Here is a 19,127-nt window from a genome sequence, read left to right as displayed (position 1 = left end):
GTCTTATGCGGGTGCCCCTGTGAACCTTGGGAGTAGGCACCATGACCCAGCAGTCTGTGGAGCCCAGGACCACCGCTGAGGACGCGGGCTCCGGCTCTCGTCCCTCCGCCGGCAGATCCTGGCTCGACCGGTACTTTCACATATCCGAGCGGGGATCCACGTTCGCGCAGGAAGTGCGCGGCGGCATCACCACCTTCATGGCGATGTGTTACATCCTCCTGCTCAACCCTCTGATCCTCTCGACGCCCGACGTCGACAAGCACACTCTGGGCCACGCCGGTCTGGTGACCGCCACCGCACTCGCGGCCGCGGTCAGCACGCTGCTGATGGGCTTCATCGGCAAGGTTCCGCTCGCACTGGCCGCGGGACTCAACGTCTCCGCGGCTCTGACCACCCAGGTGGTCCCCAACATGACCTGGCCGCAGGCTATGGGCATGTGCGTCATGTACGGCGTCGTGATCATGCTCCTGGTCGTCACCGGCCTCCGCGAGATGATCATGAACGCCATCCCGCTGGCGCTCAAGCACGCCATCACCATGGGCATCGGCATGTTCGTCGCCCTGCTCGGCCTGGTGAAGGCCGGATTCGTCGGCAAGGGCCCCGAGCACGGACCGCCGGTCACCCTCGGAGCCACCGGTCAGCTCGTCGGCTGGCCCGTCTTCTTCTTCGCGGTCACCCTGCTGCTGATCTTCGCCCTCCAGGCCCGCAAGGTGCCCGGCGCGATCCTGATCGGCATCGTCTCGGGCAGCGTCCTGGCCTTCGTGGTCACCAAGGCCGCCGGCCTGACCGACGCGGACTGGGGCGGCACCGCCCCCGGTCTCAGCGGCAGCGCGGTCTCCATGCCCGACTTCGGCCTCTTCGGCCACGTCGAGCTCGGCGGCTGGGGGTCCATCGGCGCCATCAGCGTCGGCATGATCGTCTTCACCCTGGTGCTGGCCGGCTTCTTCGACGCGATGGCCACCATCATCGGCGTCGGCCAGGAGGCCAAGCTCGCCGACGACCAGGGCCGCATGCCGGGCCTGTCCAAGGCCCTGTTCATCGACGGTGCGGGCGGCGCGATCGGCGGCGTCGCGGGCGCCTCCGGCCAGACTGTGTTCATCGAGTCCGCGTCCGGCGCCGGTGAGGGTGCCCGTACCGGGCTCTCCTCGGTCGTCACCGGCCTGTTCTTCGCGGCCTGCCTCTTCTTCACCCCGGTCACCCAGCTGGTCCCGGCCCAGGTCGCCTCCGCGGCCCTGGTCGTCATCGGCTCGATGATGATGAGCGCGGCCAAGCACGTCGACTGGAGCGACCGCTCGGTCTCCATCCCGGTGTTCCTCACCGTCGCGCTGATGCCGTTCACCTACAACATCACCGCCGGTGTCGGAGCGGGCGTCGTCGCCTACACGGTGATCAAGGCGGCGCAGGGCAAGTGGCGGGAGATCGGCGGGTTCATGTGGGCCCTGACAGCCGTCTTCACCATCTACTTCGCGCTGCATCCCATCGAGAGCTGGCTCGGCGTCAAGTAGCGGCCGCGCCGCTGACGCCCTCCACACATCCGTAAGGAGACCGACCATGCTGGACATCGCCGAAGAGCTCAACCGGTGGGTCGAGCAGGGACACGAGTTCGCCGTGGCCACCGTGGTGGCCGTCGGCGGCAGCGCGCCCCGGCAGCCGGGTGCCGCCCTCGCCGTCGACAGCGACGGCACGGCCATCGGCTCGGTCTCCGGTGGATGTGTGGAGGGCGCGGTTTACGAGCTGTGCCGACAGGCGCTCGACGACGGCCACAGTGTCGTGGAGCGCTTCGGCTACAGCGACGAGGACGCCTTCGCGGTCGGCCTGACCTGCGGTGGCGTCATCGACATACTCGTCACCCCGGTCGGCGCGAACGCGCCCGTCCGCCCGGTGTTCGCCGCGGCCCTGGCCGCCGCCGTACGCGGCGAGGCCGCGGCCGTCGCCCGGATCACCGACGGCCCCGCAGACTTGATGGGCCGGGCGCTGCTCGTCCGTCCCGACGGGCGGTACGAGGGTGTGCTCGGCGGCCACCCCGAGCTGGATCGCGCGGTCGCCTACGAGGCCGCCGCCATGCTGGACGCGGGCCGAACCGGCACCGTCTCCCTCGGCGCGGACGGCCGGCTGTGCGGCGAGCCGCTGACCGTCCTTGTCGAATCGAGCGTCCCGGCCCCCCGGATGATCGTCTTCGGCGCCATCGACTTCGCTTCCGCCCTGGTCAAGGTCGGCAAGTTCCTGGGTTACCACGTCACCGTGTGCGACGCCCGGCCCGTCTTCGCGACGAGGACCCGCTTCCCCGAGGCCGACGAGATCGTCGTGGAGTGGCCGCACGAGTACCTGGAACGCACCACGACCGACTCCCGTACGGTCCTGTGCGTCCTCACCCACGACGCCAAGTTCGACATCCCGCTCCTGGCGAGAGCCCTGAAGCTCCCCGTCGCCTACGTGGGTGCGATGGGTTCGCGCCGCACCCACCTGGATCGCAACGAGCGGCTGCGCGCCGTGGGCGTCACCGAGCTCGAACTGAACCGCCTGCGCTCCCCGATTGGCCTCGACCTCGGCGCCCGTACGCCCGAGGAGACCGCGCTGTCGATCGCCGCGGAGATCGTCGCCAGCCGGCGAGGCGGCAGCGGCACCTCGCTGACCGGCGCCCACACCCCGATCCACCACGACCGCTCGGACACACCGCTCGGGCGCATAGGCCGGGTGGCGTAGCCCGCCCCGCGGCCCGGCCGCTCACCTGCGCGTCCCCCTGAGTGCGGCGGCCCCCGCCGAATGCTCCCGGCGGTCGCGCCGACCGGAGCCCCGGCGCCACGGGGCGCCACGACCCAGGCGATATGCAGGCGATGCCCCATTTTGCACGAGTTAGGGTCGCCGTATGAACGAGCTCCAGTTCCGTGACGTGCCCGAGTCCGACGTCGACCGAGCCCTGGAACTCTGGTGGCTCGTCTTCCACGACCGGCCGGACGAGAAGGAGAAGCGCGAGTACCACCGCGCGATGGTGCTGCGCTGCGACCGGGTCGGAGCGTACGACGGCGACGCGCTCGTCGGGTTCCTCGTCGCCCACCGCTTCACGCTCTCCATCCCGGGGGGTGAACTCCCTTGCCCCGGGCTCACGTTCGTCTCGGTAGCGCCCACCCACCGACGCCGCGGCGTGCTCTCCGGCATGATCGCCGAACTGTTCCGCCGCTGCGCCGACCACGCCCGTCCCGTCGTCGCGCTCTGGGCGTCCGAGGCCGCCATCTACGGCCGTTTCGGTTTCGGTGCGGGCACCTACGGCACGTCCGTCGAGATCGACTCCACCCGCCCGCTCGCCCTGCGCGTCGACCCCGACCGGCGCCCCCTGCGCCTGATCGACGCCGACGACGCGCCCGCCGAACTCGGCCCCTACTACGAGGCGACCCGCACCCGGCGGGCCGGCCGGATCGCCCGCGACAGCGCCCGCTGGCGCGGCGAGTGGCTGCCCGAAACCGACGAGGACGACGAGGAACTCGGCCCGCCCCGCATCGTCGGTCTGGGCGCCATCGACGAACCGCTCGCGGGGTACGCCATCTACCGCACCCGGCGCGAGGACGATCCCGCCAAGTCCGGCACCGTCCAGGTCGCCGAGTTGGAGGCCGACACCGCCGCCGGTGAGGCCGCGCTGTGGAACTACCTCGCGGGCATCGACCTGACCGGCACCGTACGCGCCTGGGGCCTCGCGCCGGACGACCCGCTGCTGCTCTTCGCCGCCGACCGCGACCAGGTCAAGACCGTCGCCGAGTTCCCGGCGCTGTGGCTCCGCCTCGTGGACGTGCGCGCCGCGCTCACCGCGCGCTCCTGGGCGGCCGAGGCCTTCCTCGTCCTGGAGGTGCGCGACGACCGCGTCCCGGCCAACGCGGGCCGCTTCCGCCTCGCCGCGTCCCCGCACACGTGCACCTACGAGGCGACGGCGGCCGCACCGGACCTCAGCCTCGACGTGCGCGACCTGGCCGCCTGCTACCTCGGCGGCACCGAGGCCCGCCGCCTCGTCCTCGCGGGCCTGGTGGCCGAGCACACCCCGGGCGCCGCGGCGGCCCTCGACGCGGCGCTGCGCACCGCGGAACTCCCGCACACCGCCGACGAGTTCTGACCCGCCCAGGGCTGGGCCGAGAAATCCCCCCCGCGCGAGTGATGTGTCTCTCGTCCCGCGGCGAGCGGCCCAGGGCCGATGGTCCTGTGGCGAATCCCCCGCTGGGACCGGGTACCAGAACCCCCGTTGGCGGGGTCTTTGCCTGCGCGTTAGGGACGAAAGTCCCGGCGTGCGGCAGCTGAACCGAACCCCTCGCACCACTGAAGTCGCGTCAACCACCATGCGCCGCAAGGAGGTTGCCGGGAATCGGGTATTTTCCCTCCATACCCGCCGGGAGAATTCACATTTCGGGATTCGAGCGCGATCGTGCGATCGTGGCGGGCTGGTGAAGCTTCGCTGCCACACCGGCACGTACCGAGGGGATGGGGAATCCATGGCGCGCCCGACTGTCCACACACGCCGCATCGTGATGGCCGCAGCTACGGCCGTGGTGCTGACCGGCGGGGTGGCCGCCGCCGTGTTCCTGGGCCACGACACCTCCTCCGACGGTCCGGGCCCGGCACTCGCGCACTCCTCGAAGACTCCGGGCAAGTCCGACAACAAGCCGGGCGCCCATGCTTCGGGCTCCGGCGCGGCGTCGGGCGCGGGAGGCGGCGACAGCGCACCGGACGGAACGGACGGCTCCGCCGGCTCGACCGACCCCGCGGCGCCCTCCGGCGCCGGAATAGCGGAGTCGATAGACCACGCCACGGAGAGCGGCGGCAAGTCCGTCTCCATCACCATCGACGACGGGCCGAGTGCGGTCTGGACGCCGAAGATCCTCGCCGTCCTGAAGCAGTACGGCGTCAAGGCCACCTTCTGCATGATCGGCCCGCAGGCCCAGGCCAATCCCGCCCTGGTCAAGGAGGTCGTGGCGGACGGCCACCGGCTGTGCGACCACACGGTCAGCCACGACGAGCAGATGAACAAGAAGCCCGTGCCCTACCAGAGCGCGCAGGTCCTCGACGCCCAGAAGATGATCGAGGACGCGGCGGGCGGCGCCAAGGTCCAGTACTTCCGCGCCCCCGGCGGCGCCTTCACCCCCGACAACCGCCACATCGCCGCCACCCATGGCATGCGGCCGCTCGGCTGGAACGTCGACACCAAGGACTGGAAGCAGCCCGGCACCGCGCAGATCGTCCAGACCGTGAAACAGGAACTCAAGAACGGCCCGATCGTGCTGTTCCACGACGGCGGCGGCGACCGCGCCCAGACGGTCGCCGCCCTGAAACAGGTGCTTCCCTGGCTGGCGCAGCAGGGATACGTCTTCAGCTTCCCGAAGGTCTGACGCCGCTCGGGGCGGCCCGCACGAGGGGACCGAGCCGCCCCCGACCGGTCACTTCGCGGGCGTACGGGAACGGGCCATGCGCGCCGCGACAGTGCGCGGTACGTGACGTACCGCGAAGGCGTACGCCTTGTACTGGAGCCCCGTGATGCTGACCGGCCGGCGGCGGCGCAGATCCTTCAGGGCCTGCTCCACCACCTTCTCGGCGTCCAGCCACGCCCAGGCGGGAAGCGACGTCACGTCCATCCCGGCCCGCTGCTGGAACTCCGTACGGGTGAAACCGGGCACGAGCGCCAGGACGCGCACACCCTGCGGGGCGAGGTCGACTCGCAGGGACTCGCTGAAGGCGGTGAGCCACGCCTTCGCGGCGCCGTACGTGCCGGTGGGCAGCAGGCCCGCCACCGACGAGACATTGAGGATGACGCCGCGCCGCCGGGCGGTCATGCCCGGCGCGGCCGCGTGCGTGAGCCGCAGCGGCGCCCGCACCAGCAGATTGAGCATCCGCTCCTCGTCGTCGACCGGGCTGTGCGGGAACGGCGCGGAAAGGCCGAAACCCGCATTGTTGACGAGGACGTCCACCGGGTCCCCGGCCGAGCCGAGCCGCTCCTCGACCCGGCGGCACTCCAGCGGATCGACCAGGTCGGCAGCCAGCACCTCGACGGGGACGCCGTAACGGGCCCGCATCTCCTTCGCCGTCCGCCGCAGCCGCTCCTCGTCCCGGGCGACCAGGACCAGGCCGCAGCCGAGACCGGCGAACCGGTGGGTGAACGCGGCGCCGATGCCCGAGGTCGCGCCAGTGATCAGAACAGTTGTCACGTGGGGCTCTCATTTCTCCGCAGACGGGTTTCGCGCACGGTCTCCGCGCCCCCACCAGTGTTCGGGGTGGCCGCCGAAGATCAAGTGCGAGGGTGCCCGTCCGGTCGCCAACTGGCCGGTCCTGACGCCCTGTTGAGGTCGGCCCGGCCGCTTCCGGAGAAAATATTTGTCGCCGCGACCACAGAAATTCATGTGCGGTACGGCAAGGGTTTCTGATGGCTCAGCCGAAATAGTAGTATTTGCCGTGCTGCCCCGGCGGATCCGTGCTACGGTTGCTCCCAGTTGCAGTTGTGGTTCCCAAAGACTTCAAGTGCCTTGATGGTTTTATGCCGTCGGGCGCTTTTGTATTTCCGGTGAATTTCCGGACGGGGCAATCATCACAGTAACAACGGGGTCAGCACAGTGCGGACCCCCGGGCATGCCCCGAAGGAGATATGACATGGCTACTGGCACCGTGAAGTGGTTCAACGCGGAAAAGGGCTTCGGCTTCATTGAGCAGGAGGGTGGCGGTCCGGACGTGTTCGCCCACTACTCGAACATCGCCGCCCAGGGCTTCCGTGAGCTTCAGGAAGGCCAGAAGGTGAACTTCGACGTCACGCAGGGCCAGAAGGGCCCGCAGGCCGAGAACATCACGCCTGCCTGACGCTGAGGCGTTTCTGAACGCGGCTGGGGCTCGCACCTTGCGGTGCGGGCCCCAGCTCGTTGCTGTTTCACCGGGTCGGCCGTCCCACCACGACGGCGTTCTTTCCACGACCCGCGGGACACCGGGCACCGCCCGGAGCGTCCCGCCACCCAGCGGACGACCGCCCGTGGCCCCGGCCCGGCGCGGCTCAGCCCGCTGTCCTGATCCGGCCCGTCCGCCTTCCGAGGCGGCGGATGCACCGGCATTCCGACACCGGGCGGGGAATTCCCGCGCCCGCGTGCGGCCGGATCAGAATTCGACTTCTGTTTCGGCTCGTTCTTGCGATGTCCCGGCCGCACAATTCCGCCGGGAGTCCCTCGATACGTGCCATATCGAGGAAGGTTCTCCTTGAACCGTTCAGCTCGTACGAACGACCGCTACTCCGGCTCCCGCAAGGGCGGCTCCTCGGGCGCCGACCGCGGGGCCCGCTTTCGTCCGCAGGGCGCGGGCCGCTCCGGCGGCGCCCGCAGGCCCGCCGCGGTCCAGGGCGAGTTCGCCCTGCCCGTCACCATCACCCCGGCACTGCCCCCCGTCGCGGGCTTCGCCGATCTCGATCTGCCCGCCGAGGTGCTCGACCTGCTCACCAGCCTGGGCATGAACGAGCCGTTCCCCATCCAGGCGGCCACCCTGCCGAACTCCCTCGCGGGCCGCGATGTCCTGGGCCGCGGCCGTACCGGCTCGGGCAAGACCCTGGCCTTCGGCCTCGCGCTGCTCGCCCGTACCGCGGGCCGGCGCGCCGACTCCAAGCAGCCGCTCGCCCTGGTCCTGGTGCCCACCCGCGAGCTGGCCCAGCAGGTCACCGACGCCCTCACCCCGTACGCCCGCGCCCTCAAGCTGCGGATGGCCACCGTCGTCGGCGGCATGTCGATCGGCCGCCAGGCGAGCGCGCTGCGCTCCGGCGCCGAGGTCGTCGTCGCCACGCCGGGCCGCCTCAAGGACCTCATCGAGCGCCGCGACTGCCGTCTGGACCGGGTCGCCATCACCGTCCTCGACGAGGCCGACCAGATGGCCGACATGGGCTTCATGCCGCAGGTCACCGAACTGCTAGACCAGGTGCGCCCGGACGGCCAGCGGATGCTGTTCTCGGCGACCCTGGACCGCAACGTCGACCTGCTGGTCCGGCGCTACCTGCACGACCCGGTGGTCCACTCCGTCGACCCGTCGGCCGGCGCGGTCACCACGATGGAGCACCACGTACTGCACGTGCAGAGCGCCGACAAGTACGCCACGACGACCGAGATCGCGGCCCGCGACGGCCGGGTCATCATGTTCCTGGACACCAAGCACGCCGTGGACCAGCTCACCAAGCACCTGCTCCAGAGCGGGGTGCGCGCCGCGGCTCTGCACGGCGGCAAGTCCCAGCCGCAGCGCACCCGGACGCTGGCCCAGTTCAAGACCGGCGCCGTGTCGGTCCTGGTGGCCACGAACGTCGCCGCGCGCGGCATCCACGTCGACAACCTCGACCTCGTGGTGAACGTCGACCCGCCGACCGACCACAAGGACTACCTGCACCGCGGTGGTCGCACCGCCCGCGCCGGCGAGTCCGGCAGCGTCGTCACGCTGGTCCTGCCCAACCAGCGCCGCGAGATGAGCCGCCTGATGGTGGCCGCCGGGATCACCCCGACCATCACCCAGGTCCGCTCCGGCGAGGCCGAGCTGAGCCGCATCACGGGCGCCAAGGCCCCCTCCGGCATCCCGATCGGCCCCTCCGCACCCCCCGCGGACCGCCCCCAGCGCGGCCAGGCCCCCTTCCTTGGTCGGGGCACCGCCCGCGGCCAGTCCGGCCGCGCCACCTCGCGCCGCGCCGGAGAGTCCCGTGAACTCGCCGAGGCCCGCAAGGCCGCGCGGGTCCGCCGGGCCGCATAACCGGCCGGCCCGGGGCGAGCCAGCGGGGCCGGGGCGATGGCGGAACCCGGCGGCGTAAGAGAGGCGTCAAGGGCGCGGGGCTGACCGTAAGAGGCGCGTCAACGGTGGCGAAAACGGCCTGATGAGGAGATTTCCTCATCAGGCCTGTTGTTTTCCGAGCCTCTTTCAGGAGTTCACGATGGCCGACGTGGCCTTCGTCGTCACCACGGTCGCGGTCTTCGCGCTGGTGGCGCTCGTCGCCAGGGGGGGCCGGACCGGTCCCACCCTCGCCACCTGATCACGGCGCGGGGGATGGGGTATCGGTTCGAGGCGTGATGGGCGTTTGACCCGGCGGGAGGCCTGGGGCCTGTCCGATGAGTCCGTTGCTGGTCCGCCAGGCGCGGCGCGCGGCGCCGGGCTAGTCCCATGCGCCCTCCGTGGGAGGCTTCCGGGCGCCCCTGCGCGGACGGTGCACGGAGCTGCGGGTTGGGCATGCTGCCCGTCGGATCACCCGATATGCCCGTACAAGGGAGCCGTGGCGTAAGCACTGTTCGCCGGGTCATCACCGCTATCGCTGCAGGCGCCCTTCTCTCGCTGGGAAGCATCGCGCTGGCCCCGGCCTCCGAGACCGCCCCAGTCAACGTCAACCAGGTGATCGACCTCAGCAACCACGAAGTCCCCGACAAACTCAGCGCAATCGCCAAAAACGTCGCCGTCAGCGCCACGGCCATCGGAGGCGCCGTGAGCATCGTCAATCCCATCAGCCTCCTCGGCCACAGCTAGGACTTGGGGCGCGTATCGAGTCGCGAGGAGCGGACAGCTCAAGTGAGGGCTTTGATCCACACAGAACGGTCACTGCGCGATACGCGCTCCCATCCTGGTCGCCGAGTCCACCTTGGGCCGGTTCACAGGGCGACCACGATTTTGCCGTGAACATGCCTCTCGGCCTGCGTCGTCACGGCTTCGCGGATCTGCTCGACCGGGAAGGTCGCCGCGATCGGTACCGTGATCTCGCCGGAATGGATCGCGGCGGCGATCCGTTCCAGGTCGCCCGGAGCCGCGTCGAGTGCGCCCGCCGTGCGCACGCCGGGCGGCGGGGCGGGGCCGTCGGCCACGACGGAGATCCGCTCGGGTGCCACGCCGAGTTCGAGCGCGGTCTCGGCCGCCTCCCTTCCGAACAGGTCGGTCGCGGCGGTGATCCCCTCGGGCGCCAGGGCCCGCACCCGGTCCGCCAGGCCGGGGCCGTACGACACGGGTTCGGCGCCGAGCCCGCGCAGGAATCCGAACGTGCCCTCGGAGGCGGTGCCGAGCACCCGGGCACCCGCGAGCTTCGCCAGCTGCACGGCGAAGATCCCCACGCCACCCGCCGCTCCGCCGATCAGGACGGTGTCCCCGGTGCGGAGCCCGATCGCGGCGAGCGCGGCGGAGGCTGTCAGTCCGGACACCGGAAGCGTGCTCGCCACCGCGTCGCCGATACCCTCCGGTGTGTGCCACAGCGTTGCCTCAGGTGTCTTGGCCAGCACGAAATCGGCGACGGACCGGCCAATCGCAGCCCCGTACACCCGGTCGCCGGTCGCGAATCCCCTGGCATCGGCGCCCACCTCGTCCACCACTCCGGCGAAGTCGCTGCCGAACCCGGCCGGCAAGGTGATGCCGAACCGCGCCGCCATCTCGGGCCGCGTGGTGATCTGCCAATCCATCGGATTCAGCCCGGCGGCCGTGACCCGGACGCGAACCTCGCCCGGAGCGGCGTGCGGCTCGGGTATCTCCTGCAGTTCGAGTACTTCCGGTCCGCCAAATCGCCGGTAACGCACAGCTTTACTCATCGGTGACCTCTCCTGGCCAGTGATGGGACTTGGTCTCATCGACCCTACAGTAGTGATGGGACCAAGTCCCGTACACTGCTCGCATGGCTCGCTGGCAACCCGACGCACCAGAACGACTCGCGGCCGCCGCGCTCGACCTCTTCGAGGAGCACGGCTACGAGAACACGACCGTGATCGAGATCGCGGAGCGCGCGGGGCTCACGAAGAGCACGTTCTTCCGGTACTTCAAGGACAAGCGCGAGGTGCTCTTCGGCGGGGGAACGGTGGCCGGCCTGCTCGTCGAAGCGATCGCCGCCGCGCCGCCGTCGTCCGGGCCGCTCGACGCGGTGGCGGAGGCCCTGGAGGCGCTCGGCCGGACGTTCTTCACCGTGGAGCGCCGCGAGTTCAGCAGCCGGCGCCAGGCCGTGCTGAACGCCCATACGGAACTGCGCGAACGCGAAGCCCTGAAGAGAATCGACCTCACCGCCGCGATGATCGAGGCCCTCAACCACCGCGGCGTCCCCAGCCTCACCGCGCGCGTGGCCGCGCAACTGGGCACACTCGCCTGGCAGATCGCCTACGACCAATGGATCGACACCGACAACAGTGAGGGCTTCGGCCCACTGGCACGGCAAGCGCTGGCCGAAGTGCGCGCGGCCGGAGCCGTGCGCTGAGGCGCGTATCGCGTCGTGATCGGTCTGCGGGTCGGCCTGCGTTTCGAGGCCTGACCAGGTAGACCGCCTTTGCGTGCCACGAGTGCGACAAGGTCCGCGCGAGCAGCGCTTCGGCCTCCAGCAGCAGGTCGGGAAGCACTCCGCACTTGGCTTGATCCGCATTGCATGTGCAATGGACCGCCTGGTAGTTGTGGAGGCCGAGGTGTGTCAGTGGTGCGTGTGATGATGCAAGCCGACTGCGGGGCTGTGGAGTTGTGGGGGTTGGTTGATGCAACTGCTGCCCCAGGAGCGCGGGTTCGGCTCGGGTCGGGCTTGTCGGCGGCGGCTGGAGGCGCGGGCGCCGTGGCCGGGCGAGCCATCATCCGGGCCCCGGGCACGGAAACACCGTGACCGGGGCCCGGGATCAGCGACTGCGGCAGGTGCCGACTGCCGCTAGTTCCGGTACCGGAACACGATCCGGCCGCGCGTCAGGTCGTACGGCGGGAGCTCCACCAGCACCCGGTCTTCCAGCACGATCTTGATGTAGTTCTTGCGGATCTTCCCGCTGATGTGGGCGAGCACCTGGTGGCCGTTGTCGAGTTCCACGGTGAACATGGCGCTGCGCAGGCACTCGACAACCTTGCCCTCGACTTCGATGACATTCCTGTTCTTCGTCATCGCACCAGCTCCAGGTTGCTGCTCATCGGCCGGGCGCCGATGCCCTCGAACAGCGCCGATGCCGCTTGGTTGGACTGGTGGACTTCGGCGTGGGCCGTCGCGAAACCGGAGCGGTGCAGCGTCCCAAGGGCGTGGGCCAGCAGTGCCCGCGCGATGCCGCGGCGCTGATCGCCGGCCCGGACCGCGACCAGTCCGATGCGCGGCCGGTTCGCCGTCACCACCCGGATCAGACCCAGGTAGCGGTCCGGCGCCGCGGCCACCGCGTACTTCGACGGGTCGACGATGGTGTCGCCTTCGGGACGCGGAATTACCTCCGCGGGCATCGACTGCCACCCGACGGTCGCCCCGACTTCATCACGGATCGCGCGGTCCACCGCCCGTAGCAGTCTCTCGTCCGCCTGCCCGGCGGGCACGATCGTCACTCCCGAAGGCGGCAGGACCGCTTCGAGCCCCGTGACCCGCGGGCCGGTCGGCACGACGTACTCCCACTCGCGGCGCCGGATCGTGAAACCGGCCCGCCGCCAGCCGGCCGTCAGCTCGGCGTCGGCTTCGTCAACTACCGTGTACAGCGGCGCCCGCAGTTCCGCCAGCAACGCCTCGGCGAGCCGGTCGAAGGTGGCAGCGTGCCAGGCGTCGATGCTGACGAACAAGCGCCCGTCGGGCCGGTGCTCCGCGTATCCGCGGCCGACCACGAGGTCGTCATCCAGTGCATGCCATTGCCTGTCCGCGACGCGGGTGATCAGCACCGCGTTCTTGCTCAGGCCAGATGTGAAAGGCTTTGGGTTCATCGGAGTGTCCTTCCAGGAGTGCCTCTACCTCAGGCGCTCCTGGCGACACCGAACGTCAGCCGCCGGACCGTGACGGGTTGGGGGAGCACCCATGGGTAACTGTGTTCACGGGGCTCACCTCCCTACGACGACTTCACGATCCGCCACGAAAGTAGCAGCGAGGCGCGGCCTCGCTCAAAGGCTTTTCCGTGAGCTCGTAACGCGATCACGATCCGCTCTTCTTGAGGCGTCTCCAGCACATGAGACCGCGGGCCATGCCCGGATCGGTATCTCGTACCCGCCCGCGACGGCCGGTCGGTAGCGTGCGGGGCATGGCCTCCAAGACCGGCAGCACCCGACCGCGGCGTACCCGGGCCGCATCCCACCCCGTGCTCTCGGCCCGCGCGCTGAACCGCGCCACGCTCGACCGGCAACTCCTGCTGCGGCGCAGTGACGTGCTCTCGCCCCTGGACGCCGTCGCGCACCTCCTCGGCCTCCAGGCGCAGAACGTGAAGCCGCCGTACTTCGCGCTCTGGTCGCGCCTCGCCGGGTTCCGCCCGGAAGCGCTCTCGGAGCTGATGGAGGCGCGTGACGTGGTGCGCATCGTCACCCTGCGCTCCACCATCCACCTGCACACCGCGGACGACGCACTCACCCTGCGCCCGTTGGTGCAGGCCGCGCGGGACCGCGAGTTGAACAGCTTCCGTGCGGGGCTCGCCGGGGTCGACCGGGACCGGCTCGGCGCAACCGTGCGCACGCTGGTCGAAGAACGGCCGTACACGATGAAGGAACTGCGCGAGGTGCTCCTGAAGGTGTGGCCGGACGCCGATCCGTTCGCGCTGTCCGTGGCCGCCCGCTGTGTGCTCCCGCTGATCCAGGTCACCCCGCGCGGGCTGTGGGGCCGCAGCGGACAGGTCGCGCTCACGACCGTCGAGCACTGGCTCGGCCGGTCACCCGCGCCCGTGCCCGAACCCGACGAGACCGTACTGCGTTATCTGGGCGCCTTCGGGCCGGCCTCCGTGAAGGACATGCAGGCCTGGTCGGGGCTCACCCGGCTCGCCGCTTCCTTCGAACGCCTGCGGCCCGCTCTCGCCGTCTTCCAGGACGAGAACGGCGTCGAACTCTTCGATCTGCCGGACGCGGCGCGGCCGCCCGAGGACGTTCCCGCGCCGCCGCGCTTCCTCCCCGAGTTCGACAACCTGCTGCTCTCGCACGCCGACCGCGCCCGGGTGGTCCCGGCCGAGTACCGCGGCCGCAGCTGGAACGGCAACCAGGCCCACCGCACGCTGCTCCTCGACGGGTTCCTCGCCGGGATCTGGCGCATCGAGGAGGCGAAGGGCGGTGCCGCCGTGCTCACCGTCCAGCCGTTCGGCGCACTCGGCAAGGCGCGGCGCACAGAGGTGGCCGAGGAGGGCGCGCGGCTGCTCGCCGACATGACCTCGGCCACCTCCTGCGACGTACGGTTCGGCGAGTTCGCGGGCCACTAGGCTGTCCGGCCCCGTGGCCCGCCGGACAGCCCGGGACCTAGAGGCTCAGTGCGTGGTCGCGGCGCGCGCAGGCGGACGCGGGTGCGGATGCGGTCTGGCCGCGCCGCCTTTGCGCGGCCGGTGGCGAGAGCAGCGGGTCGACCGTCACGCGGGTCACCCCGAGCGGGGCCGAAAGTGCCTTCAGGGCGGGCTCGGCGAGCCGGATCCAGGCCTGGTCGCCGCCCAGAACGGCGTTCAGCCGGTCCGGGCTGGTGAACCCGACGGCAGTGCGCACCCCCAACTCGTCGCGCAGGAAGCGCAGTTGGTGCCCTCCGGCAGAGCCGAGCCGAACCGGCACGTACAGCGGCCCTGCCGGGCGGCGTTCCTCGGGGTCGGCGTCCTCGATCGTGAGGCTGAGCATGGTGTCCTCCGGTGCGGGAGTTCGGATGCCGTACGCGCTCGTGCGCCCGTACGTTGCGAAGTTATGCCCGCACGGGCGGCCCGGACTCACGCCATGACGCGGCGTTGACCCCGGTGCGCCCGATTTTGACGTGCGCTTGGCGCAGGTCCGTGCGGGCGGGCCGGAGTGCCGGGGCGCGGGCGCCCGCGCGCCGCGTTCACCCCACCGGGTGGCGGGGCAGGCCGCCGGGCTGCCGTGCCGTGCCGTCCGGGCGGCGGGCATCCGTATCAGGACCGGCCCGGCCCATGAGGATGCGGCGCTCACGCCGCGCGGGCCCACTGGGTGGCGGAGCTCGCCGCCGTACCCGGGTTCAGTCCGCCCGCCCGTCGCCGCGACCGGCCGGGGTTCAGTCCGCCCGGCCCGTCGCCGCGACCGTCACGCCGAGCCCGATCATCGCGAAGCCGCCCGCGCCGCCGATCAGCGAGAGGCGCCGCTCGGAGCGGGCGAACCAGTTGCGGGCAGCCGCCGCACCCAGTCCCCACAGCGTGTCCGTCACCAGCCCGATGGTGATGGGGACCAGGCCGAGGAGCAGCATCTGGGCGGGCAGGTGCCCGGCCGAGTGGTCCACGAACTGCGGCAGCACCGCGGCGAAGAACACGATGCCCTTGGGGTTGGTGACGCCCACCAGGATGCCGTCCGCGACCGTCCGCAGATCGCCGCGGGCGGGCCGGACCGCGGCCGCCGTCTCTCCGATGGCGTCCACCCCCAGCCGCATGTCCTTGCGGTGCCGGTACGCCTGCACCCCGAGCAGGACCAGGTACGCGGCGCCCGCCAGTTTCACCGCCATGAAGACGGCCGCCGAGCGCTCCACCAGCGCACCGATGCCGAGCGCCACGGCGCAGACCAGGCCGTACGAACCCACGACGTTGCCCAGGACGGTGGCGAGCGCGGTCCGGCGGCCGTGCGCGAGGGCCCGGCCGATCACGAACAGCACGCTCGGCCCGGGGATCACGATCACCAACAGGGACATCGCCGCGAAGGCGAGAATGCGGTCGGTCGACACCATGGCCGCCATTCAACCCCACCCGTGTGCCGCGCGCCCAGGGGTGCGGGGCGCGTGGGCCCGCTGGGCCATCGGCCCGGTCGGAGCCCCCCGGCCTGCCTGGATAACGTCGTCGTATGGCCGTCGGCTCGGCCGGGGCGCCTGGGTACGTCGCCGCATGGCCCCCGGCCCCGCCGGAGTCCCCAGGCCCCCTGGTTAAAGTCACCGCATGGAACTGCGGCAGCTCAGCTACTTCGTCACCGTTGCCGAGGAACTGCACTTCGGGCGGGCCGCCGGGCGGTTGCATATTGTTCAGTCGGCCGTCAGTCAGCAAGTGCGGCGTCTGGAAAGGGAGTTGGGGGCCGAGCTCTTCGACCGGTCGCCGCGGCACGTGCGGCTCACCGCGGCGGGGGAGCGGCTGCTGCCGGAGGCCCGCGCGGTGCTTGCCGCCGCCGAGCGGGCGCGGGCCGCCGTTCGGGAGCGCGCCACGCTGCGGCTCGGCACCAGCACCGGCCTTGGCGAGCACCTCGACCGGGTGCTCGGGGCGTTCGCCGGGCTCGCCCCGGACACCGCGGTCGAGCTGGTCTCCGCACCCACCCGCGACCGCCTGGCGCAGGTCGCCGACGGCCGCCTCGATGCCGCGTTCGTCCGCTCCCGGCAGCCCGCGCCGGGCCTGCGCATCCTGTCGCTCTGGGAGGACCCCCTGGTCGCGGCGGTCCCCGCAGGGCATCCGCTCGCCCGCCAGGACGAGATAGCCCTGGCCGACCTCGCGGACCTGCCGCTGTGCATCACCGCCCGCCGCACCAACCCCGCCCTCGTGGACCTGGTCGTCGGTGCCTGTCACGCGGCGGGTTTCGAACCCGTACCCGGCCCGGTCAGCGGCTCCCTCCAGGACACCCTGGCCACCATCGGGCTCAGCCCGCAGTGGACGGTGGTGTACGCGGCCCACGCGCGCGTGCTGCACAGCCCCCGCGTCGCCTTTCGCCCCTTCCGTGCCCCGGGCCTCGTCCTGCCGACCTGCCTGGCGGTGGCCGCCGAGCGCCGGACCCCGGCCCTCGACCTCCTCCTGAGTGCCTGCTCAAAGCCGCTGACCAGTAACGATCACGAAAGCTGATCGCTGCGCTCGCGATCTGCTTCTTGGTGGCACGGCACGGATCCGATGGACTGAGGTCACGCCGCTGAGCGACCCGGAAAGGCCGGGAAGCCGCCGCCGACAGAGGAGCCGATCATGCCCATCGTCACCATTCAGCAGGGCCCCCGCGACATCGAGCTCAAGCGCGAGCTGGTCAAGCGCGTGACCGACGCGTTCGTCGACGCGTACAAGATTCCGGCCGAGACGGTCCAGGTGTGGATCCACGAGGTCCCCAAGGACAGCTGGGGCGCGGCCGGCACGCTGACCGCCGACAAGTAGGCCTGGGGGAGGGGCAGTTGGCGCCGGGTTGTCCAAGCCGACCGTCTCACCCCCGGTGTGGGGCGCCGTCCGTACGGGGGTCGGACGGGCCCGGTTCCGCCTCGCGCCGGGAGCGTTCCCGGCGCGAGGCGGAACCGTAGCGGTGGCGGCCGTACGCCGCGAGCACCGTGAGCGGTACCGAGAGTACGGCCGCGATCCCGAACAGGCCCTGGAACGCGCCTCGTTGGGCCGCGGCCGAGCCGAGTCCCGTGCCCAGCGCGCTGCCCAGGTACAGGGCGACCCCGAAGAAGGCGACCCCCGTGGCGCGGGCGCCCGGGACCACCTGGGTCGCCCACGCCTGCACCGTCGAGTGCAGGAACGCCCAGCCGCCGCCGAGCAGCAGCGCGGTCAGCGTCAGAGTCGCCAGGGACGGGTGCAGCGCGGCGGCGGCGTACGCCAGCGTCAGCTGGATCCCGCCAGTCACGATCAGCGTGACCGGTCCGAGGCGCCCGGCCAGGCGCCGCACGGCCTGCGCGCCGCCCATCGCCGCGACCCCGTACAGGGCCGCCACCGCGCCAGCGGTCGCCGGAGCCGCGCCGAGGGATTCGAGGGCGGACGGCAGATAGGTGAAGCAGCCGAGCAGCACGCCCCCTTCGAGGAGGGCCACCCCCATCACGTACCACTGGTGGCGCGAGCGCAGGACGGTGCGCAGCTCACCGCCCGCGCGGGGTTCGCGCACCGGCTCGGGCAGTTGGCGCAGGGCGAGTGCCAGACACCCGGCGAGCAGGCCCGGCAGGGCGAAGACCAGGCGCCAGCTCAGCCAGTGCGCCAGCGCTCCGGCGACGACGGTGGACAGCGCGGTTCCGAGCGCGAACGCCGTCATCAAGGAGCCCAGCGCCCGCTGCCGCCCGGACGGCGCGACCGTGTCGCCCACATAGGTCAGCGAGCCCGCGATGGCGGCGGCGAAGCAGGCCCCCGTGACCGCCCGCGCCCCGATCAGCACCACGGCTCCGGGCGCGAGCGCCGAGGTGAGCGCTCCGGCGGCGGACGCCGCCAGCGACCAGCGCATCACCCTCACGCGGCCGAACCGGTCGCTCGCCAGACCCCAGGCCGGCTGGGCAACGCCGTAGCAGAGGGTGTACGCGCTCGCGGCGAGCGCGGCCGTGCCGAGCGGCACATTGAGGGCGGAGCCGATCAGCACCAGCATCGGTGCGATCGAGAAGCGGTCGAAGTTGCTGACGAACCCCGCCGCGCCGAGGAGCCGTGCCGCAGCAGGAGCAGGAGCAGGAGCAGGAGCAGGAGCAGGTGTCGGTGAACTGGTCATGTGCCCAGCTCAGCAGAGGGATTGAGGTCCGTGTTCGCTCAGCCGATTACCATCACTGACACCGTGAGCACCTCACCACAGCCCCGCGCGGAACTCGGCGCGTTCCTGCGCTCGCGCCGCGAGCGCCTCGCCCCGGGCGCGCTGGGGCTGCCTGTCGCGCCCCGCCGCCGCACCCCCGGGCTGCGCCGCGCCGAGGTCGCCGAGGCCGCCGGAATCAGCGCCTCCTGGTATGCCTGGCTGGAGCAGGGCCGGGTGCGCACGTCGGAGCAGGTGCTGCGGGCGGTGGCGCGGGCGCTGCGCCTCGATCCGGCCGAGACCGCGCACGTGCTGTCCTTCGCGAAACACCCCGCGCGGGATGCCCCGCCGCGCGGCGCCCCGGCGAGCTGGGTCTCGCCCAACCTGCGCTCGCTGGTCGACGCGATGCTGCCGCATCCGGCGATGGTCGTCGACCCGCACTGGGACCTGCTCGCCTGGAACACCTCGTACGCCGCGCTGCTCACCGACCTCGCACGGCTGCCTGCCAAGCGGCGCAACATGCTCTGGCTGGTGTTCCGCTGGCCGCCGTGCCGCGCGCTGCTCGCCGACTGGGAGGCCGAAGCCCGTTGTCTGCTGGGCCAGTTCAGGGCGCGGGCCGCACACCACCCGGACGATCCGCGGTACGCCGAGATCATCGAGGAGATCGGCGCGGACCCATGCGCCGCGCGGTGGCTCGACCAGCGGGAGACCGCGGCCTTCCGCCCCGCCGTCAAGCACTTCCGCCACCCGGTCGTGGGCGACCTGCGGCTGCGCTCGGTCAAACTCGCCGCCGTCGAGGAACCAGGCCACCACTTCCTGGCCTACCTGCCCGACGACCCGGCGGCGCACGAGGGCCTGCGGGCGCTCACCGAGGCGTGAGC

At 71.6% G+C, this 19,127-nt stretch carries 19 protein-coding genes; 12 read left to right on the top strand and 7 right to left on the bottom strand.

The window, feature by feature from the left end:
• Positions 1-41 precede the first annotated feature (41 nt).
• From OG522_RS09025 to OG522_RS09010, 4 genes are all read left to right on the top strand, one after another.
• Complete coding sequence (locus OG522_RS09025) at positions 42-1,505, top strand: NCS2 family permease (protein ID WP_329462422.1); 1,464 nt, start codon at positions 42-44, stop codon at positions 1,503-1,505.
• Between the two features lie 46 nt (positions 1,506-1,551).
• Positions 1,552-2,703: an XdhC/CoxI family protein gene (locus OG522_RS09020; RefSeq protein WP_329462421.1), complete on the top strand. Its 1,152-nt coding sequence runs from the start codon at positions 1,552-1,554 to the stop codon at positions 2,701-2,703.
• A 163-nt stretch (positions 2,704-2,866) separates the two neighbouring features.
• Positions 2,867-4,099: a GNAT family N-acetyltransferase gene (locus tag OG522_RS09015; protein ID WP_329462420.1), complete on the top strand. Its 1,233-nt coding sequence runs from the start codon at positions 2,867-2,869 to the stop codon at positions 4,097-4,099.
• A 373-nt stretch (positions 4,100-4,472) separates the two neighbouring features.
• The gene (locus OG522_RS09010; RefSeq protein ID WP_329462419.1) at positions 4,473-5,366 is read left to right on the top strand and encodes a polysaccharide deacetylase family protein; all 894 of its coding nucleotides are present in this window, start codon (positions 4,473-4,475) and stop codon (positions 5,364-5,366) included.
• A gap of 48 nt (positions 5,367-5,414) precedes the next feature.
• Here OG522_RS09010 and OG522_RS09005 read toward each other — a convergent pair whose 3' ends face one another.
• Positions 5,415-6,179: an SDR family NAD(P)-dependent oxidoreductase gene (locus OG522_RS09005; protein WP_329462418.1), complete on the bottom strand. Its 765-nt coding sequence runs from the start codon at positions 6,177-6,179 to the stop codon at positions 5,415-5,417.
• A 439-nt stretch (positions 6,180-6,618) separates the two neighbouring features.
• On the opposite strand from OG522_RS09005, the gene OG522_RS09000 reads away from it, so the two are divergent.
• The 3 genes from OG522_RS09000 to OG522_RS08990 all read left to right on the top strand — a co-directional run bounded on the left by OG522_RS09000 (position 6,619) and on the right by OG522_RS08990 (position 9,489).
• Entirely contained in the window at positions 6,619-6,822 is a 204-nt protein-coding gene (locus OG522_RS09000) for a cold-shock protein (protein ID WP_100580096.1), read from the top strand.
• 387 nt (positions 6,823-7,209) lie between these two features.
• On the top strand, positions 7,210-8,727 hold the full coding sequence (locus OG522_RS08995) for a DEAD/DEAH box helicase (protein ID WP_329462417.1): 1,518 nt from the start codon (positions 7,210-7,212) through the stop codon (positions 8,725-8,727).
• 465 nt (positions 8,728-9,192) lie between these two features.
• Complete coding sequence (locus tag OG522_RS08990; RefSeq protein WP_329462416.1) at positions 9,193-9,489, top strand: hypothetical protein; 297 nt, start codon at positions 9,193-9,195, stop codon at positions 9,487-9,489.
• Positions 9,490-9,611: 122 nt separating this feature from the next.
• Here the strand turns inward: OG522_RS08990 and OG522_RS08985 are convergent, their stop codons facing one another.
• Positions 9,612-10,532 carry an NADP-dependent oxidoreductase gene (locus tag OG522_RS08985; protein WP_329462415.1) on the bottom strand — a complete coding sequence of 307 codons (921 nt, stop codon included), beginning with the start codon at positions 10,530-10,532 and terminating at the stop codon, positions 9,612-9,614.
• 83 nt (positions 10,533-10,615) lie between these two features.
• On the opposite strand from OG522_RS08985, the gene OG522_RS08980 reads away from it, so the two are divergent.
• Positions 10,616-11,185: a TetR/AcrR family transcriptional regulator gene (locus OG522_RS08980; protein WP_329462414.1), complete on the top strand. Its 570-nt coding sequence runs from the start codon at positions 10,616-10,618 to the stop codon at positions 11,183-11,185.
• 432 nt (positions 11,186-11,617) lie between these two features.
• Here OG522_RS08980 and infA read toward each other — a convergent pair whose 3' ends face one another.
• Together infA and OG522_RS08970 are read right to left on the bottom strand one after the other, a co-directional pair.
• Positions 11,618-11,842 (bottom strand): translation initiation factor IF-1, encoded by a 225-nt coding sequence (gene infA / locus OG522_RS08975; protein ID WP_329462413.1) that lies wholly within the window; start codon positions 11,840-11,842, stop codon positions 11,618-11,620.
• Positions 11,839-12,630, bottom strand: coding sequence for a GNAT family N-acetyltransferase (locus OG522_RS08970; RefSeq protein WP_329462412.1), 792 nt, complete (start codon positions 12,628-12,630; stop codon positions 11,839-11,841). Before OG522_RS08970 ends, infA begins: the two co-directional genes overlap by 4 nt.
• Positions 12,631-12,941: 311 nt before the next feature.
• Here OG522_RS08970 and OG522_RS08965 point away from each other — a divergent pair, with 311 nt between their 5' ends.
• On the top strand, positions 12,942-14,096 hold the full coding sequence (locus OG522_RS08965) for a winged helix DNA-binding domain-containing protein (protein WP_329462411.1): 1,155 nt from the start codon (positions 12,942-12,944) through the stop codon (positions 14,094-14,096).
• 37 nt (positions 14,097-14,133) lie between these two features.
• On the opposite strand, the gene OG522_RS08960 is transcribed toward OG522_RS08965, so the two are convergent.
• Positions 14,134-14,496, bottom strand: a complete 363-nt coding sequence (locus tag OG522_RS08960; RefSeq protein WP_329462410.1) for an SAV_915 family protein — start codon at positions 14,494-14,496, stop codon at positions 14,134-14,136.
• A 385-nt stretch (positions 14,497-14,881) separates the two neighbouring features.
• Positions 14,882-15,541, bottom strand: coding sequence for a LysE family translocator (locus OG522_RS08955; RefSeq protein ID WP_329462409.1), 660 nt, complete (start codon positions 15,539-15,541; stop codon positions 14,882-14,884).
• A gap of 205 nt (positions 15,542-15,746) precedes the next feature.
• On the opposite strand from OG522_RS08955, the gene OG522_RS08950 reads away from it, so the two are divergent.
• A complete protein-coding gene (locus OG522_RS08950) occupies positions 15,747-16,631 on the top strand; it encodes a LysR family transcriptional regulator (RefSeq protein ID WP_329462408.1) in 885 nt (294 codons plus the stop codon).
• A 114-nt stretch (positions 16,632-16,745) separates the two neighbouring features.
• Positions 16,746-16,928 (top strand): 4-oxalocrotonate tautomerase DmpI, encoded by a 183-nt coding sequence (dmpI, locus tag OG522_RS08945; protein ID WP_329462407.1) that lies wholly within the window; start codon positions 16,746-16,748, stop codon positions 16,926-16,928.
• A 46-nt stretch (positions 16,929-16,974) separates the two neighbouring features.
• On the opposite strand, the gene OG522_RS08940 is transcribed toward dmpI, so the two are convergent.
• Positions 16,975-18,231, bottom strand: coding sequence for an MFS transporter (locus tag OG522_RS08940; RefSeq protein WP_329462406.1), 1,257 nt, complete (start codon positions 18,229-18,231; stop codon positions 16,975-16,977).
• A 63-nt stretch (positions 18,232-18,294) separates the two neighbouring features.
• Between OG522_RS08940 and OG522_RS08935 the strand changes: the two genes are divergently transcribed.
• Positions 18,295-19,125: a helix-turn-helix domain-containing protein gene (locus OG522_RS08935; protein WP_329462405.1), complete on the top strand. Its 831-nt coding sequence runs from the start codon at positions 18,295-18,297 to the stop codon at positions 19,123-19,125.
• Positions 19,126-19,127: the final 2 nt, after the last annotated feature.

This window comes from Streptomyces sp. NBC_01431, from assembly GCF_036231355.1.
Taxonomy (GTDB): Bacteria; Actinomycetota; Actinomycetes; order Streptomycetales; family Streptomycetaceae; genus Streptomyces.
This window is presented reverse-complemented; position numbering and strand designations above follow the sequence as displayed.

Excerpts from the sequence above, each read along its gene's own strand:
- infA (WP_329462413.1), bottom strand. The coding sequence starts at position 11,842 with ATGACGAAGAACAGGAATGTCATCGAAGTCGAGGGCAAGGTTGTCGAG.
- OG522_RS08960 (WP_329462410.1), bottom strand. The coding sequence starts at position 14,496 with ATGCTCAGCCTCACGATCGAGGACGCCGACCCCGAGGAACGCCGCCCG.
- OG522_RS09000 (WP_100580096.1), top strand. The coding sequence starts at position 6,619 with ATGGCTACTGGCACCGTGAAGTGGTTCAACGCGGAAAAGGGCTTCGGC.
- OG522_RS08970 (WP_329462412.1), bottom strand. The coding sequence starts at position 12,630 with ATGAACCCAAAGCCTTTCACATCTGGCCTGAGCAAGAACGCGGTGCTG.
- OG522_RS08940 (WP_329462406.1), bottom strand. The coding sequence starts at position 18,231 with ATGACCAGTTCACCGACACCTGCTCCTGCTCCTGCTCCTGCTCCTGCT.
- OG522_RS08950 (WP_329462408.1), top strand. The coding sequence starts at position 15,747 with ATGGAACTGCGGCAGCTCAGCTACTTCGTCACCGTTGCCGAGGAACTG.
- OG522_RS09010 (WP_329462419.1), top strand. The coding sequence starts at position 4,473 with ATGGCGCGCCCGACTGTCCACACACGCCGCATCGTGATGGCCGCAGCT.
- OG522_RS09025 (WP_329462422.1), top strand. The coding sequence starts at position 42 with ATGACCCAGCAGTCTGTGGAGCCCAGGACCACCGCTGAGGACGCGGGC.
- OG522_RS08980 (WP_329462414.1), top strand. The coding sequence starts at position 10,616 with ATGGCTCGCTGGCAACCCGACGCACCAGAACGACTCGCGGCCGCCGCG.
- OG522_RS09015 (WP_329462420.1), top strand. The coding sequence starts at position 2,867 with ATGAACGAGCTCCAGTTCCGTGACGTGCCCGAGTCCGACGTCGACCGA.
- OG522_RS08955 (WP_329462409.1), bottom strand. The coding sequence starts at position 15,541 with ATGGTGTCGACCGACCGCATTCTCGCCTTCGCGGCGATGTCCCTGTTG.
- dmpI (WP_329462407.1), top strand. The coding sequence starts at position 16,746 with ATGCCCATCGTCACCATTCAGCAGGGCCCCCGCGACATCGAGCTCAAG.
- OG522_RS09020 (WP_329462421.1), top strand. The coding sequence starts at position 1,552 with ATGCTGGACATCGCCGAAGAGCTCAACCGGTGGGTCGAGCAGGGACAC.
- OG522_RS08985 (WP_329462415.1), bottom strand. The coding sequence starts at position 10,532 with ATGAGTAAAGCTGTGCGTTACCGGCGATTTGGCGGACCGGAAGTACTC.
- OG522_RS08965 (WP_329462411.1), top strand. The coding sequence starts at position 12,942 with ATGGCCTCCAAGACCGGCAGCACCCGACCGCGGCGTACCCGGGCCGCA.